Below are 16,593 nucleotides of genomic sequence, written 5' to 3' on the forward strand. Positions count from 1 at the left end.
TGGCCGGCCGACGCGATGTCCCTGACGCAGTGCCCAAGGAGTTCCCCACGTGACGATCGATGACCGCGACCTCACCCCCCGCCCGCTCGAGACCGGCTTCGCCGCCCGCCGCGGCGCCCCCGCTCTCGCAGACGAGCTCCGTGAGGGCACGGCCTATGCGCTCGCCTTCGGTGGACAGGGCATCGCGTGGCGCGACGCGCTGAGCGACCTCATCGACGGCACGGGTATCGGACCGGAGCTCCAGGACCTGGTCGACGCCTCCGTCGCGTTGACCGAGCCCGTCCACGACGAGATCGCCGTCGTCCGCACGCACGGCTTCCGGCCCATCGAGTGGGCCAACACCACCACCGGTGAGGACGAGGACGGCGCGGACCTGCCCGACGACGCCTCCCTCTCCGCTGCCGCGGTCTCGCTGCCCGCGGTGCTGCTCACGCAGATGGGTGCCCTGCGGGCTCTCGCCGCCGAGGGCTTCGACGTCAATGACACGACCCCCGCGGCCGTGGTCGGCCACTCCCAGGGCATCCTCGCCGTCGAGTCGGTGGAGACCTTCGGGTCCATCGACGACCGGCTGCTGGCCGTCGCCGAGCTCATCGGCGCCGCCGCCACCCTGGTCGGACGGCGCGTCGGTCTGTTCCGCCGCGGCGAGGCGAGCCCCATGGTGGGCGTGTCGGGGATCGACGGCGAGGACCTGCGCACGCTGGTCGACGAGCTGTTCGCCGGCGTCGACGCCACGATCCGCCCCACCGTCTCCATCCGCAACGCGCAGCGCCGCCACGTCGTGGTCGGTCGACCGGACGATCTCGAGGAGCTGCGTCGCCACTGCGCCGACCTCGAGGCCGAGTCGCGTCGTCGTCGCGAGGCCAAGCTCACCGGCGGCGAGATCTTCGCCCCCGTCTTCGACCCGCTCGACGTCGAGGTCGGGTTCCACCACCCCGCGATGGCCCCGGCCGTCGACGTCGTTTCCCGCTGGGCGGAGCGTTGTGGCCTGGACGCCGACCGCGCCGCCCACCTCGCCCGCCAGGTCTTCGCCGAGCCGGTCGACTGGGTCGAGGAGATGGCCGAGACCCTGCACGCCGGGGCCCAATGGATCCTCGACATGGGCCCGGGCGAGGCGCTGACCCGCCTCAACCGCTCCGTGATCCGCGGCCAGGGCGTCGGCGTGGTCGCCGCCGCCACCCGCGGCGGCCTGCGCAACCTCTTCACCCCGGGTGCGACCCCGCCGATCGAGCGGCCGTGGACCGCGTTCCAGCCGCAGCTGGTCACCCTGCCCGACGGCAGCGTCCACGTGGAGACCTCCTTCACCCGCCTCACCGGTTGCTCGCCGATCCTTCTCGCCGGAATGACGCCCACCACCGTGGATCCCGCGATCGTCGCGGCCGCGGCCAACGCCGGCCACTGGGCCGAGCTCGCCGGCGGCGGCCAGGTCACCGAGGCGATCTTCGCCGAGAACACCCAGCGCCTCACCGAGCTCCTCGAGCCCGGACGCAGCGCCCAGTTCAACTCCCTGTTCCTCGACCCCTACCTGTGGAAGCTGCAGGTCGGCGGCAAGCGCCTCGTCCAGCGTGCCCGCGCCGCGGGCGTGCCGTTCGACGGCGTGATCGTCACCGCCGGCATCCCCGAGCTCGACGAGTCGGTCGCCCTCATCGAGGAGCTCACCGAGGCCGGACTGCGGCACGTGAGCTTCAAGCCGGGCACCGTCGCCCAGATCCGCCAGGTCGTGCGCATCGCCGCCGAGGTCCCCCACATGCCGGTGATCGTCCAGGTCGAGGGCGGCCGCGCCGGCGGACACCACTCGTGGGAGGACCTCGACGCCCTCCTGCTGGCCACCTACGCCATGCTGCGCGAGCGGCCCAACGTCGTCCTCTGCGTCGGCGGCGGCATCGGCACCCCCGAGCGGGCGGCCGACTACCTGACGGGGTCCTGGGCCAACGCCCATGGCTACCCGGCCATGCCCGTCGACGGCATCCTCGTCGGCACCGCGGCCATGGCCACCCTCGAGGCCACCACCAGCCCCCAGGTCAAGCAGATGCTCGTTGACACCGTGGGCGTCGACGCCTGGGTCGGTGCCGGCCAGGCCGACGGCGGCATGGCCTCCGGCCGCAGCCAGCTCGGTGCGGACATCCACGAGATCGACAACACCGCCGCGCGCACCGGGCGCCTCCTCGACGAGGTCGCCGGTGACGCCGACGCCGTCGCCGCCCGCCGCGACGAGATCATCGCCGCGATCAACGGCACCGCCAAGCCCTACTTCGGCGACCTCGACTCCATGACCTACGAGCAGTGGCTGCGCCGCTTCGTCGAGCTCTCCCTCGCCCCCGGCGCCTCCGTCGACGGGTCGAGCACCCACACCACGGACGACTTCGACCTGGGCGCCGACTTCGGCGGCGACGTGGCCGACTGCACCCGCTCGGTGTGGCTCGACCCCACCATCCGCGAGCGCTTCCACCGCATGGTGCAGCGCACCGAGGCACGACTCGACGCCGCCGACACCGGTCGCATCGTCTCGGCGTTCCCTCGCGAGGAGTCCATGGAGCGCCCGGCCGAGGTGATCGCCGCCCTCGCCGCCCGGTACCCCGGGCTCGCCGACGCCGTGCTGCACCCGGCCGACGCCGCCGAGTTCTTCGACATCTGCCGTATGCCCGGCAAGCCCGTGCCGTTCGTGCCCGTCATCGACGGTGACGTGCGCCGCTGGTGGCGCTCGGACTCGCTGTGGCAGGCCCACGATCCGCGCTACGACGCCGACGCCGTGTGCATCATCCCCGGCACGACCGCCGTCGCCGGCATCACCCGCGTCGACGAGCCGGTCGGTGACCTCCTCGACCGCTTCGAGGCCGCCACCGCCGAGCGCGTGTCCGGCTACATGCCCTCCACCGAGGCCGTGAGCAGCCGCCGCCGCGGGATCGTCACCACCGCCTCCGGGCCCGTCGCGGACGTGCTCAACAGCCCCGACGTCACCTGGGCCGGCCGTCTCGTCATCAGCCCCGTCCACCGCCTCGGCGTGCTCCACGCCTGGGAGATCGACGCCGACGGCGTCGGCCGCCACCCGGTCTCCGGCGCCGTGCTCACCCCGGCCGCCGACGGGCAGACCGTCGACCTGACGCTGCCCATCGGCCCGACCGAGATGACCATCACCATCACCCTCGGCGACGCCGTGGCCACCGGCGCCGCGCCGGTCGTCACCGACGCCGCCGCCGAGGCGGCCATGCGTACCCTGCTCGCCACCGCCGCCGGCGTCGGCCGCGGCGGTGCGGGGGGTGCCGCGATCGACGCCCTCCCCGAGGTCGACGGCAACATCGCCACGGCCCGCTTCACCTTCGAGCCCACCCTCGCAATCGACCACACGGGCGTCACCGCGGGCAGCCTGCCGACCTCGGTCGTGCCGTCCGCCGGCGTCCCGGACGCCCTCGTGGGCGCCGCGTGGCCGGCCGTGTTCGCCGTACTCGGTGAGACGCGCCGCGCGCGCGGCACCGGCACGGTCGTCGAGGGGCTGCTCGATCTGGTCCACCTGGACCACGGCGTCCGCATGCACGCGGCGCTGCCCCAGCAGGAGACCGACCTCGTCGTCGTCGCCCGGTCCGGCGGTGTCCGCGACACCGACCTCGGCCGCGTGGTCGAGGTGTCGGTCGAGGTGGCCACGGAGGACTCCGACGGCACCCGCACCCCGCTGTGCACCCTGTCCGAGCGGTTCGCGATCCGCGGCCGCACCGGTCGCGCCGAGGTGGGCGACCCCCGCCCCGCCGGTGGCGCCCTGGTCACCCCGTCCGGTGGCGTCGCGGAGCCCGCCGAGACCTCCCGCCAGCTGCGCGTGTCCACCACGCTCACGGCACCGCACGACATGACCGCGTTCGCGCTGGTCTCCGGCGACCACAACCCGATCCACGTCTCCGACACCGCGGCCGAGCTGGCCGGACTGGGCGGAGTGATCGTCCACGGCATGTGGCTCTCGGCCGCCGCGCAGCACGCGGTACAGGCCTCCGACGGCAAGACCCCTGCCCTCCGGATCGCCGGCTGGACCGCCCGCATGCTCGCCCCGGTCCGCCCGGGCGACCACATCAAGGTCCGCGCCGTGCAGACCGGCCGCCACGCCGGCGGCCAGGTCCTCGAGGTCACGTGCACGGTCGACGGGGCCACCGTCATGGCCGCCACCGCGCTGACCGAGGCCCCGCGCACCGTCTACGCCTTCCCCGGCCAGGGCATCCAGGCCAAGGGGATGGGCATGGAGGGCCGCACCCGCTGCCCCGCCGCCCGCGAGATCTGGGACCGTGCCGACAAGCACACCCGCTCCGCCCTCGGCTTCTCGATCCTGGCGCTCGTCCGCGAGAACCCCACCGAGGTCACCGTCCGCGGTGAGGTCCACCGGCACCCCGACGGCGTGCTCTACCTGACGCAGTTCACCCAGGTCGCCATGGCCTGCCTGGCGGTGGCGCAGCGCGCCGAGCTCGAGGCCGACGGCCTGCTCATCGAGGACGCCTACTTCGCGGGTCACTCGATCGGCGAGTACGACGCCCTGGCCGCCATCTCCGGCGTGCTGGCGTTGGAGCCGCTGCTGGAGATCGTCTTCCAGCGCGGGTCGACCATGCACCAGCTGGTGCCGCGTGACGCCCACGGCCGTTCGGACTACCGCATGGCCGCGATCCGCCCGTCCCAGATGGGGATCTCGGACGACGAGGTCGCCGACTGGGTGGCCGGCGTGTCCCGCGAGTCCGGCGAGTTCATCGAGATCGTCAACTACAACCTGGCGGGCTCGCAGTACGCGCTCGCCGGGACCGTCGCCGGGTGCAAGGCACTGGAGAAGGCCGTGGAGCGGGAGCTCGCGGTCTCGGGCGGCAAGAACGCCTTCATCCTGGTGCCCGGCATCGACGTGCCGTTCCACTCCACCGTCCTGCGCGGAGGCGTCCCGGACTTCCGGGCCACCCTCGACGAGCTGATCCCGCACGACATCGACATCTCGGTGCTCGTGGGTCGCTACGTGCCGAACCTCGTGCCGCGCCTGTTCAGCCTCGAGCGCGACTTCGTGCAGGAGATCGCCGATCTCGTGCCGGCCGAGTCGCTGGCCGAGGTCCTCGCGAACTGGGACGAGTGGGCCGCCACCCCCACGCGACTGGGTCGCCTGCTGCTCGTGGAGCTGCTGGCCTGGCAGTTCGCCAGCCCGGTCCGGTGGATCGAGACCCAGGAGCTGTTCTTCACGCCCGTAGAGCGTGGCGGACTCGGTATCGAGCAGTTCATCGAGGTCGGTGTCTCCAACGCCCCGACCGTCGCGAACCTCGCCTCCAAGACCCTCGACCTGCCCACGCACCGCGGCCCCCGGGCCCAGGTGATCAACGTCGAGCGCGACGCGGCGACGTTGTACGGCACCCTGCCGCCCAGCGTGGAGGTCGACGACGACGAGCTGGACGCCGGCGACGGCTCCGCCTCCACCGGATCCACCACCACTGGTTCGACCAACACCGCGGCTGCCGACCAGGCAGCCCCCACAGACCCCGCACCGGCCGTCAACACCCCCGGCACGGCCGGTGCGGACCGATCAGACGCGGCTCCGGCCGCGACCGCCGCCCCCGGTGCACCCCGCCCGGACGACCTCGAGTTCGGCGCGCCCGCCGCCACCCGCATGCTGGTGGCGCTGCGCACCAAGGTCCGTCCCGAGCAGATCGCGTCCGGCGACTCCATCGAGACGCTGTGCGACGGCGTGTCCTCGCGCCGCAACCAGCTGCTGCTGGACCTGGGCACCGAGCTGAGCCTGGGCGCCATCGACGGCGCCGCCGAGGCGGACTTCCCGACCCTGGCCGACCAGGTCTCACGACTGGCGCGCGGGTACGCCCCGTTCGGCCCCGTCCTGTCCGACGCGGTCGGCGAGGCGCTGCGCGCGGTCCTCGGCCGCACCGGCAAGCGGGCCGCCTACATCACCGAGCGCGTGACCGGCCCCTGGGAGCTCGGCTCCGGCTGGGCCCAGCACGTGATCGCCGAGATCGCGCTGGGCACCCGGGACGGCGCCTCCATCCGTGGCGGCGACCTGGCCACCCTCGACGCCTCGGGCGTCAAGGACGTGGCAGGCCTGGACTCGCTCATCGACGCCGCCGTGTCGGCCGTCGGTGCCGCGCACGGTGTGGCCGTCGCGATGCCGTCGTCCGGCGCCGGAGGCGGGGGAGTCGTCGACTCCGCCGCGCTGACCGAGTTCGCCGACGAGATCACCGGCGTCGACGGTGTCCTGGCCCGCGCCGCACGCGGCGTGCTCACCCGCCTCGGACACCTCGAGCCCGAGACCGTCGACCTGCTCGCCGAGGCCGACCCGGACTCCGAGCTGGCCGACCTCGTGGCCGCAGAACTCGGCGCCGACTGGCGCCGCGTGGTGGCCCCGGCCTTCGACGCCGGCCGCGCCGTCCTCATGGACGACCGCTGGGCCTCGGCCCGCGAGGACCTGGCCCGCCTGTGGACCCGGTCCGACGTGCCCGCCGACGCGGCGGACGCCTTCCGCGGTGCCGGCGAGATCGTCGCCGAGCAGGCCCGCTGGTGGGCGGCCCGGGCGACCGATGCCCGCCGCGACGCCCTGGCGAGCGCCTACCGGGAGATCTCGGAGGTCGCGGCCGAGGAGTTCGTCGGCGAGTACGCGGGTGACGTCGCCGTCGTCACCGGCGCCGGCAAGGGCTCCATCGCCGCCGCCGTCACCGGACGCCTCCTGGCGGGCGGCGCCACCGTGGTGGCCACCACCTCCAACCTGGACCAGTCCAAGCTGGCCTTCTTCAAGGACCTGTACCGCAGCAACGCCCGTGGCGGCGCGGCGCTGTGGGTCCTGCCGGCCAACCTGACCTCCTACTCGGACGTCGACGCGCTGGTCGAGTGGGTCGGATCCGAGCACGCCGAATCGGCCGGTGGCCAGACCACCGTGCTCAAGCCGGCCCTCACCCCGACGCTGCTGTTCCCGTTCGCGGCCCCCCGCGTCCAGGGCTCGATGGCCGACGCCGGCCCGCGCGCCGAGACCGAGATGCGCGTCCTGCTGTGGGGCGTGGAGAAGCTCGTCGCCGGACTCGGTGCGATCGGTGCCGACACCGACGTCGACTCCCGACTGCACGTGGTCCTGCCGGGCTCGCCCAACCGGGGCATGTTCGGCGGCGACGGCGCCTACGGCGAGGCCAAGGCCGCGCTCGACGCCATGATCGCCAAGTGGGGCTCGGAGAAGTCCTGGTCGGAGCGCGTGACCTTCGTCCACGCCATCATCGGCTGGGTCCGTGGCACCGGACTCATGGGTCACAACGACCCGCTCGTCGAGGCCGTCGAGGCCGCGGGCGTGTCCACCTGGTCGACGGCCGAGATGGCTGCCGAGCTGCTGCGCTGGTGCACCCCGGACTTCCGTTCCGCGGCCGGTGACGCCCCCGTCACCGTCGACCTCACCGGCGGACTCGGCACGGCCGACCTGGACATGTCGGCCCTCGCGGCGGACCGTCCGGCCGCCCCCACCGAGGCCTCGACCGAGGACGCCGCGGGCACGATCGCCGCGCTGCCCTCGCTGCCGACGGTCACCGCCGATGAGCGTCCCGAGTGGGGCGAGGTCACCCAGCAGCTCGAGGACATGGTCGTGATGGTGGGCGCCGGCGAGGTCGGCCCCTACGGCAGTGCCCGCACCCGCTTCGAGGTGGAGACCACCGGCGACCTCACCGCCGCCGGCGTGGTCGAGCTGGCCTGGTCGACCGGGCTCATCACCTGGGAGGACTCGCCGCGCGCCGGCTGGACGGTCACCTCCTCCGGTGACCCGATCGACGAGGCCGACATCGCCGAGCGTTTCCATGACGAGGTCCTCGCCCGGGTGGGCGTGCGCACCTACGCCAACGATTCGCGGGCGGAGATGTTCGACAACACCTCGCCGCAGCTCACCTCGGTGTTCCTGCCGGAGGACCTGTCCTTCGTGGTGGACGACGAGGCCCAGGCTCGCGCCTACCAGTCCGACGACCCGGAGAACACCGTCGTCACCCAGAGCGAGGACGGCGAGTGGACGGTCACCCGCAAGGCCGGCACCGAGATCCGGGTGCCGCGCCGCGCCACCCTGACCCGGGTGGTCGGCGGGCAGATCCCCACCGGCTTCGACCCCACGGCGTGGGGCATCCCGGCCGACATGGTCTCCGGCATCGACCGGGTGGCGGCGTGGAACCTCGTCGCCACCGTGGACGCCTTCATCTCCTCGGGCTTCACCCCGGCGGAGCTGCTGGCCCACGTCCACCCGGCCGACGTCGCCAACACGCAGGGCACCGGCATGGGCGGCATGACGAGCATGCGCTCGCTGTACATCGACGGCATCCTCGGCCGCAGCCGCGCCAACGACACGCTGCAGGAGGCGCTGCCCAACGTCGTGGCCGCGCACGTCATGCAGTCCTACGTCGGCGGCTACGGCTCGATGGTCCACCCGGTGGCGGCCTGCGCCACCACCGCGGTGAGCGTCGAGGAGGGCTTCGACAAGATCCGCGCCGGCAAGGCCGAGTTCGTGGTGGCCGGCGGGTTCGACGACCTGTCCACCGAGGGCATCCAGGGCTTCGCCGACATGTCCGCGACCGCCGACTCCGCGGCCATGGCGGCCAAGGGGATCGACGAGCGGCACTACAGCCGGGCCAACGACCGGCGGCGCGGCGGGTTCGTCGAGTCGCAGGGCGGCGGCACGATCCTGCTGGCGCGCGGCGACGTCGCGGCCCGCATGGGCCTGCCGGTCACGGGCGTCGTGGCCTGGGCCGGGTCGTACGCGGACGGTGCGCACACCTCCATCCCGGCCCCCGGCCTGGGTGCGCTCGGTGCCGGTCGCGGTGGGCAGCGCTCGCCGCTGGCCCGCGGGCTCGCGCAGCTCGGCCTGACCGCCGACGACGTGGCCGTGGTGAGCAAGCACGACACCTCGACCAAGGCCAACGACCCCAACGAGTCCGACCTGCACGAGCGGCTCGCCGCCGCGATCGGTCGGTCGGAGGGCAACCCGCTGTTCGTGGTGTCGCAGAAGTCGCTCACCGGGCACGCCAAGGGTGGCGCCGCGGCATTCCAGCTCATCGGGCTGACCCAGATGCTGCGGTCGGGCACGCTGCCGCCGAACCGCGCCCTGGACTGCGTCGACGACGTCCTGGACCGCCACCGCCACCTGGTGTGGCTGCGGGAGACCCTGCAGCTTGGCGGTGACCTGCCGCTCAAGGCCGGTCTGCTGACCTCGCTGGGCTTCGGCCACGTCTCGGGCCTCATCGCCGTCGCCCACCCGGAGGCCTTCCACCGGGCGGTCGCCGCGGAGTACGGGCAGGACGAGTCCGAGCGCATCCGCGAGGCCGGCCTGCGGCGCGAGCGTGAGGGCGCCCGTCGCCTGACCGATGCCATCTACGGCGGGGAGGCGCTCTACGCCCGTCCCGAGGCGCGTCGACTGGGCGAGGGTTCGGCCGACGAGGTCAAGGAGCGCGAGGCCGCGGTCCTGCTCGATCCGGCCGCGCGACTCGACGCCGACGGCATCCTCGCCGCTGCGGGGTCCACGGACACCGGGTCCGCGGAGACAGCCGCGTCTGCGCAGACCGCCGGCCGGTGACGGCCGGGCAGTGACGGCAGAGCAGTGACGACCGGGGTGAGAGGCGTCGGGGTCGACATCGTCGACCTCGGCGCCTTCGCCGCGTCTCTGGCCGAACCCGGCACGCGGCTCACCAGGGCGTTCTCGGCCACCGAGCGCAGGCAGTGCCGCGAACGCGCCGAATCCCGCGGGGCGAGACCGGGGGAGGCCACGGTGTCGTCGTCGTCAGGTGCGTCGGGGGCCTCGGCGCCTGGGACCTCGGCGCCAGCGACCTCGGGGCCGGCGCCCGCCCGCCGGGAGGACCCGCTGGCGCGTCACCTCGCTGCCCGCTGGGCGGCGAAGGAGGCGGTCGTCAAGGCATGGTCGGCGGCGCTTTATGGCGAGCCCCCGCCCATTGCTCCGGACCTGCTGCGGTGGTCCGAGATCGAGACCGTGTGCGATAACTGGGGTCGACCCTCCGTGCGGCTCGGGGGAGAGGTGGCCCGTCAGGTGGCCGCGACAATCGGCGAGGGCGCTCGTTGGAACGTCTCACTCAGTCACGACGGTGGATCGGCGATCGCGTTCGTGGTGCTCGAGGGCCCGGGCGGCTAGTAGCGCGGCCGCCAGCCGCTGTGCGCGCCGGGCTGCCGTTTGCGTCCGGCCACCGCCTGCGCCCGGCCACCGCCTGCGCCCGGCCACCGCCGCGCCGGCGACTAACGCGTCCTCTTCGGCTTGTGCGTCCGGTCTGCTCGCAGATGGAGGGGCCGTGCGCTCTGAATAATCCATTCCGGGCGCGCACCTGTCGGTGGAGTCGGTGCGACGCCACCGGGTCGGTAGCGCCCACCCGCGGGAACAGGCCCGTCGGGCCGCCGCCAGGCGGGTCAGTCGCTCTGGGCTGCTTCCTTCTCCGCCAGCCAGAGGTAGGCGGTGAGCATCCGCTTGAGCTCGGTGACGGTGGCGTCGTGGATGTCCTCGCCACCGGCCGAACCGCTGCTCGCGCCGGAGGAGACCCCGCTGCCATCCCCGGGGTCCGCGCTGGTGACGGGGCCCGGGGGGACGTGGCCGGCGCTGACCGAGAAGTTGAGCATCGAGTACGCCACGTGGACCAGGACCTCTGCCATGAACGCGCGGCGCTCACGCTCGGTGGCGGGCATGAGCGGTGCCAGCACGCTGGCGATCATCCGGGCGATCTCGCGCTCGTTCACCGCCGCCGTGGCGCGGGTGGCGGGAGTGGCCTGCGTCGCGAGCCAGACCGCCCGACGGGAGGGGTCGCGCAACCACAGGTCGGCCAGGTGGTCCAGGAAATCGTTGAGCAGCTCGGGCCAGTCCAGCGCCGGGATCTTCTGGGCGAACCGCTCGACCTCCTCGATCACCCCGTGGGCGTCCTGGCGGTCCAGCTCGCACACCAGCACGTACTTGTTGGCGAAGAACTGGTAGAGCGTCCCGATCGGAACGCCCGCACGTGAGGCGACCTCCTCGCAGGTGAACGAGTCGAATCCCACCTCGACCAGCACTTCCCGGGCCGAGGACAGTAGCGCCTGGAATTTCTTGCGGCTGCGCTCCTGGATGGGCCGGCGGCGGGGGACGAGGATGTTCGGTTCGTCCTGGACGGCCTCGTCGGTGGGATCCTGCGGCGGCTCCTGCGCGCGTTCGGACGAGTCGGTGGTCATGGGTGGGTCAGCCCTCCGCGGGATCGGATTCGGGCAACTCGATCTCGAGCAGCTTGGCGACCATCGCCACGTGGCCCTTGGCGCGGACGTTGTACCGGGCCATCGACACGGTGCCGTCGGAGTCGACGACAAAGGTCGAGCGGATCACGCCCATCACCGTTTTGCCGTAGTTCTTCTTCTCGCCGAAGGCTCCCCACTCGGTGAGCATCGTCTTGTCCGGATCCGACAGGAGGGGGAACGTGATGCCGTACTTGTCACGGAACCGCGCCAGCTTCTCGGGGGCGTCGGGGGAGACGCCGACCACGCCGAGGCCAGAGTCGTTCAACTGTTGCAGCGCGTTCTCGAAGTCCACGGTCTCAGTGGTACAGCCCGGTGTCATCGCGGCCGGGTAGACGTACACGAGGACCTTCCCGTGCTCGGCGAGGAGCTCCCGGAGCGACGTGGGTGTGCCGTCGGCGTCGGGGAGGGTGAAGGCGGGGGCCGTCTGGCCCACCTCGAGCCGTGGTGCGGTCACCGGTGCTCCTGGGGGTCGGGTCGGGGCGGCGGACCATCCCAACCTATCCGATGCTTCGGCGCACGGGCGCGGATCCACGCCGGGTGCAGTAGCGTGGGCGGGGTCAAGAACCCGCGGGGCGCCCCGCGGACGAGCGATCGACGGAGGTCTCGTGTCCAGGAGTTACGACAGCATCGAAGGCGACATCGCCAAGGCGCGTGACGATCTCGCGACGACCTTGGACGAGATCATCGACCGGGTGAATCCGAAGAACCTCGCGTCCGAGGGCAAGGAGCGCGCCACCGCGGCACTCAAGGACCCGCGCGTCCTGGCGGTGCTCGGGGGTATCGCGACGTTGGTCGTCGGCGGGATCACCGTGTCAATGGTCAACAAGCGCAAGGAGCGTCAGCGCATCGAGGCCTACCTGGCGGCCCGTCGGGCCCTCTGAGTCGACCGGCCTCGCCCGGGCGTCCGGAGCCCCGCCCGGGGACCCTGCGCGCCCGGGCGTCCGGAGCCCCGCCCGGGGACCCTGCCCCGGCGGAGTCGTCGCCGCCCGACTCCCGAGAGCGTTCCGCCCACCCCCGTCACCGGGGGCGTGTGCGGGACGCTCTCGCCGTTTCCTCTCGGCTTCCCCGGTCGTCCCGTCCGACCGGCCACCCGTTGAGCCCCGCTCTGACAAGCGATCCGGTGCGGGGGAGGCGGCCCGGCACACGAGAAAGCCCCGGGTCGTGGACCCGGGGCTTTCTCTCTTGTGCGCCATCAGGGACTCGAACCCCGAACCCGCTGATTAAGAGTCAGCTGCTCTGCCAATTGAGCTAATGGCGCTTGCTTGGTGCGAGAGAAACAGTAACAGCAGCCGGGCTGGTTCACGAAATCGCCTGGTCAGAAGGGGTGAGACGGGGTTGAGGTCCCTGCGGCCCCAGGAGTTTCGATATGGAGTGCGGCCATGTGACCAGGCATACTGGAGGGGACATCTTCTCGGCCGCGGCTGCGTCCGGGGGGAAGCGCACGTCGGAAGGGGCATCAGTGAACGTGAGCACAACGGATCGGACGGGGCGGCGAGCGACCGGAATCTGGTCGAAGGCCCGCCTCGGACTGGCCGTGGTGTTCACGGGGACGCTCCTGCTCACCGGCTGCACCATCGGCGACGGCGGTGCGCAGGACACCCAGGTTGCCGAGGCACCGGCGGAGCCCTCCGCCGTGATCGACCTGTCGGTGGCGGAGGGTTCCACCGACGCCAACCCGGTCGAGCCCATCGTGCTCACTGCGACGGACGGCCGGTTCGATTCGGTGGTGATGCGCAATCCCGAGGGCCTCCAGGTCGAGGGCGAGTTCAACCCCGAGTTCACCGAGTGGCGCACCACCGAGGAGCTCGGCTACGGCCGCCAGTACACGCTGGAGTCGACCGCCACGGACGAGGCCGGCCTGGTCACACGGAGGAACGCCAGCTTCACCACGCTGACGCCCACCATCATGACGGCGGCCTACCTGACCACGGGTGAGGGATCCGTGGTGGGCATCGGACAGCCGGTCGCGGTGATGTTCGACGAGCCGATCGCGGACCGTCGGGCGGCTCAGGACAACATCCACATCACGACCGAGCCCGCGGTCGAGGGCGCGTTCTACTGGGTCTCCGACCAGGAGGTCCGCTGGCGTCCGGCCGAGTACTGGGCGCCCGGCACCAAGATCGACGTCCACGTCGACATCTACGGCCAGGACCTCGGCGGCGGGATGTACGGCCAGCAGGACGCCCAGAGCAGCTTCGAGATCGGCGACGCCGTGATCTCCCGGGTGGACGACTCGACCAAGCAGATCGTCATCGAGCGCAACGGCGAGGTCGTCAAGACCATGCCCACCTCGATGGGCAAGGCCGCCACCCCGACCCCCAACGGGGTCTACGTCATCGGTGAGAAGCACGCCTCGATGATCATGGACTCGTCGACGTACGGCGTGGCCGTGGACTCGGCCGAGGGGTATCGCACCCCGGTGCAGTACGCGACCCGGATGTCGTACAGCGGCATCTTCGTCCACGCCGCGCCGTGGTCGGTCTGGGCGCAGGGAAGCCAGAACACGAGCCACGGCTGCCTCAACGTCACTACGGCGGACGCGAAGTGGTTCTACGACAACGCCAAGCGCGGCGACATCTTCGAGGTCACCGGCACGGTGGGCGACACGCTGCCGGGCTGGGACGGCCTGGGCGACTGGAACGTCCCGTGGGAGACCTGGAAGGCCGGCAACGCCGATCAGGGCGCGGCCTGAGCCGATGGATTCCTCCCGGCTGGGCCTGTGGATCGGCATCGGGATGGGGATCGGCGTGGCGTTCGGGGCCGCGCTGGACAATATCGGGCTGGGCGTGGCCCTGGGCCCGTCGGTCGGTGTCATGATCTGGGCGGTGGAGGCCGCCCATCGCGAGTCGCGCGGCCCCGGTGGTGACGAGCTCGACGCGGGGACCGGCGACAGTCGGGACCTCGAGTAGAACCCCCGGGTGACCGGCGGGCCCCAAGTGCAGAGGTGAGAACCGCGAGGGCAGTGGTGAGAACCCCGTGGCGGGGTTCAGGACGACTTCAGGACGACGACGACGACGACGAGGTGGGCGACCTCGGATCGCGCTCTGCGGCAGCCCGGTACAGCGCGCGTCCGGGTGCGGCGGTGAGGCCGTGCGCGACGGTACTGGCCACGACGATCAGCGTGCCCGCACCGAGCAGTACCGGGTCCGCACCCGCTCGGGATGCCTCCTCCGTCAGGTAGAAGACCGCCGCGACGCCGACGGGCCCGAACCAGCCGAGGTAGGCGGCGCCGCGCGCCTTCAGCCCCAGCGGTTTCATCACGGCGAGGATCAGCGGCGGCCGGCGCAGCAGCAGCACCGCGGCCGTGAGCCACACCGCCCCCCATCCGAGCCGGCCCCACTCGGCCCACGGGATCATCGCGCCGAGAGCGACGAAGAAGGGGATCACGGCGAACTGGTTGACGGCCTCGTCGATCTCCACCTCGGTCCGGCGTTCACTGCCGGAGCTGGCGACGTTGAACGCGAGTCCGGCGACGAACGCGCCGAAGATGCCGTTGACCCCGATGATGCCCGATACTCCCAGGACGAGCAACGCCAGGAGGAGTGTGTACAGCAGAATCGGCCCGGTCTCGGTGTCGTGGTGTCGTTCCGAGAAGTGCAGCGCTGTGGCGGCCGCCACGCCCGCGACGATCCCCACGATGAGGGCGCCCGCGATCTGCCAGGCGGCCTCACCGGCCGCCTGCCCGGCGGTGAGCGGGGTGGCGACGGCCAGCGCGACCAGGACGAGGGGGAGGGCGAGCCCGTCGTTCGCGCCCGACTCGAGCGACAGTAGTTGGCGGTCGTGCTCCGGCAGGTCCTCCTCGGCCTCCTCTCCGGTGACCGCGCTCGACGCGAGGACGGGGTCGGTGGGGCAGATGGCGGTTCCGAACAGCAGGGCGAGTGCGAAGGGGATGCCGAGCACCCACATCGCCAGCCCGGTGGAGACGAGCGCCATCCCGGGCAGGACGAGCACCAGCAGCAACGCGAGTCGACGCCAGTGGGTCCTGATCGCCGAGAAGGGGTACCGCAGGGCCACGCCCATCACCGAGATGGCCAGGAGGATCTCCGCGCCGTGGTGGATGGTCGAATGTTCGGCGACGATGTCGGGCACGTCGAGCACCCCGAGGACCGCCGGCCCCAGGACGATCCCGGCGACGAGCGCGAGCAGTGGCTCCGTCACGGGCCACTGGCGTAGTCGCGCGGAGAAGGCCACGATCACCACCCCGAGCGCCCCGACAATCGCCAGCAACACATCGAGCGTGGACAACGGTTCCTCCCCGGGTCAGTCGGATCACCCCGCACCATAGGAGAGCCCGGGCGCTTCCGCATCCGTGCTCTCCGCCCGCCGCGGCGCAGGCACCTGCAAGAGTGATCCCATGACCGAGCGCGAGATCACCCGGCCCGTCGACCTGGCCTGCGGCCGCCGGCTCAACCCGGAGGCGGTGGGGTGGTCCCGGTCGCCCGTGCACCGCACACGGATCGCCGGTTGGGGCCGCACCAAGCGCTGGGAGTACTGGGGGATCGTCACCGACCGGTTCGTGATGGGGCTGACGGTGGCGGGTCTGGACTACCTGGCCAACTGCGCGGTCTATGTGCTGGACCGCCGGACGGGCGTGGAGACGACCCGCAGCGGCATCCGGCCCCTGCACCGGCCCCGCTTCGGCGACGACCCCGGTGACGGGACCCTTCACGCGTCGGCCGGCGTGGGTGCGGGGCGCGTGGGGATCGAGGTCGACGACGACGACGAGGGGCGCACCTCCATCCGTGTGCAGGCGCGGGGACTGCAGGTGAGCCTGGAGGTCGAGCGCGCGGGCCATGACAGTCTCGCGGTGGTGGTGCCGTGGAGTGAGCGCCGGTTCCAGTACACGCTCAAGGATCCCGCCAATCCCGTCACCGGCACGGTGACCCTGGACGGCACGACGCACGACCTCGGCACGGGGTGGGCGGTCCTGGACCGCGGGCGTGGCCGCTGGCGCTATGCGACCACCTGGAACTGGGGCGCCGGCAGTGGGGTGGTGGACGGCTCGACACGCGCGATCCAGGTCGGTGGGAAGTGGACGGACGGCACAGGGTCCACCGAGAACGGGATCCTGGTGGACGGCCGGATGCACAAGCTCGGCGAGGACCTGCGGTGGAGCTACGACCTCACGGATCCGGCGGGGCCCTGGCGGGTGCGGGGCGAGCGCCTCGACGCGACGCTCACGCCGTTCCATCTGCGCCGCGACATCACCGAGTTCGGTGTGCTGGCGGTGAAGACGCACCAGGCCTTCGGCGTCTGGAGCGGCACCGGGGTCCTGGACGACGGGTCGCAGGTCTCGCTCGACGGGCTGGTCGGCTGGGCGGAGCAGTCCCGCAACCGCTGGTAGCGCTCTGCTTTGGTCCTGATGTCATC

Annotated in this window: 9 protein-coding genes and 1 tRNA gene; 6 read left to right on the top strand and 4 right to left on the bottom strand. The window is 72.4% G+C overall.

The features are described from left to right. The first annotated feature begins 49 nt into the window (after positions 1-49). Both J1M64_RS15175 and J1M64_RS15180 read left to right on the top strand, forming a co-directional pair. Positions 50-9,535 carry a type I polyketide synthase gene (locus tag J1M64_RS15175; protein WP_206474631.1) on the top strand — a complete coding sequence of 3,162 codons (9,486 nt, stop codon included), beginning with the start codon at positions 50-52 and terminating at the stop codon, positions 9,533-9,535. A gap of 24 nt (positions 9,536-9,559) precedes the next feature. After that, the gene (locus J1M64_RS15180; RefSeq protein ID WP_206474633.1) at positions 9,560-10,105 is read left to right on the top strand and encodes a holo-ACP synthase; all 546 of its coding nucleotides are present in this window, start codon (positions 9,560-9,562) and stop codon (positions 10,103-10,105) included. A 269-nt stretch (positions 10,106-10,374) separates the two neighbouring features. On the opposite strand, the gene J1M64_RS15185 is transcribed toward J1M64_RS15180, so the two are convergent. Both J1M64_RS15185 and J1M64_RS15190 read right to left on the bottom strand, forming a co-directional pair. Continuing rightward, on the bottom strand, positions 10,375-11,163 hold the full coding sequence (locus J1M64_RS15185; protein ID WP_154830494.1) for a TetR/AcrR family transcriptional regulator: 789 nt from the start codon (positions 11,161-11,163) through the stop codon (positions 10,375-10,377). A 7-nt stretch (positions 11,164-11,170) separates the two neighbouring features. Continuing rightward, positions 11,171-11,677 carry a peroxiredoxin gene (locus J1M64_RS15190; RefSeq protein WP_120286354.1) on the bottom strand — a complete coding sequence of 169 codons (507 nt, stop codon included), beginning with the start codon at positions 11,675-11,677 and terminating at the stop codon, positions 11,171-11,173. A 151-nt stretch (positions 11,678-11,828) separates the two neighbouring features. Here J1M64_RS15190 and J1M64_RS15195 point away from each other — a divergent pair, with 151 nt between their 5' ends. Next, positions 11,829-12,104: a DUF3618 domain-containing protein gene (locus J1M64_RS15195; RefSeq protein ID WP_067719851.1), complete on the top strand. Its 276-nt coding sequence runs from the start codon at positions 11,829-11,831 to the stop codon at positions 12,102-12,104. A gap of 304 nt (positions 12,105-12,408) precedes the next feature. On the opposite strand, the gene J1M64_RS15200 is transcribed toward J1M64_RS15195, so the two are convergent. Further along, positions 12,409-12,481, bottom strand: a tRNA-Lys gene (locus tag J1M64_RS15200). A 201-nt stretch (positions 12,482-12,682) separates the two neighbouring features. Between J1M64_RS15200 and J1M64_RS15205 the strand changes: the two genes are divergently transcribed. Continuing rightward, on the top strand, positions 12,683-13,915 hold the full coding sequence (locus tag J1M64_RS15205) for an Ig-like domain-containing protein (RefSeq protein ID WP_206474634.1): 1,233 nt from the start codon (positions 12,683-12,685) through the stop codon (positions 13,913-13,915). 4 nt (positions 13,916-13,919) lie between these two features. After that, positions 13,920-14,132 carry a hypothetical protein gene (locus tag J1M64_RS15210; RefSeq protein WP_182634137.1) on the top strand — a complete coding sequence of 71 codons (213 nt, stop codon included), beginning with the start codon at positions 13,920-13,922 and terminating at the stop codon, positions 14,130-14,132. Between the two features lie 88 nt (positions 14,133-14,220). On the opposite strand, the gene J1M64_RS15215 is transcribed toward J1M64_RS15210, so the two are convergent. Beyond that, positions 14,221-15,468, bottom strand: coding sequence for a cation:proton antiporter (locus tag J1M64_RS15215; RefSeq protein WP_206474636.1), 1,248 nt, complete (start codon positions 15,466-15,468; stop codon positions 14,221-14,223). Between the two features lie 109 nt (positions 15,469-15,577). Here J1M64_RS15215 and J1M64_RS15220 point away from each other — a divergent pair, with 109 nt between their 5' ends. After that, the gene (locus J1M64_RS15220; RefSeq protein WP_206474638.1) at positions 15,578-16,567 is read left to right on the top strand and encodes a DUF2804 domain-containing protein; all 990 of its coding nucleotides are present in this window, start codon (positions 15,578-15,580) and stop codon (positions 16,565-16,567) included. Positions 16,568-16,593 lie beyond the last annotated feature (26 nt).

The organism is Dietzia sp. KRD202 (genome assembly GCF_017168155.1).
Taxonomy (GTDB): Bacteria; Actinomycetota; Actinomycetes; order Mycobacteriales; family Mycobacteriaceae; genus Dietzia; species Dietzia kunjamensis.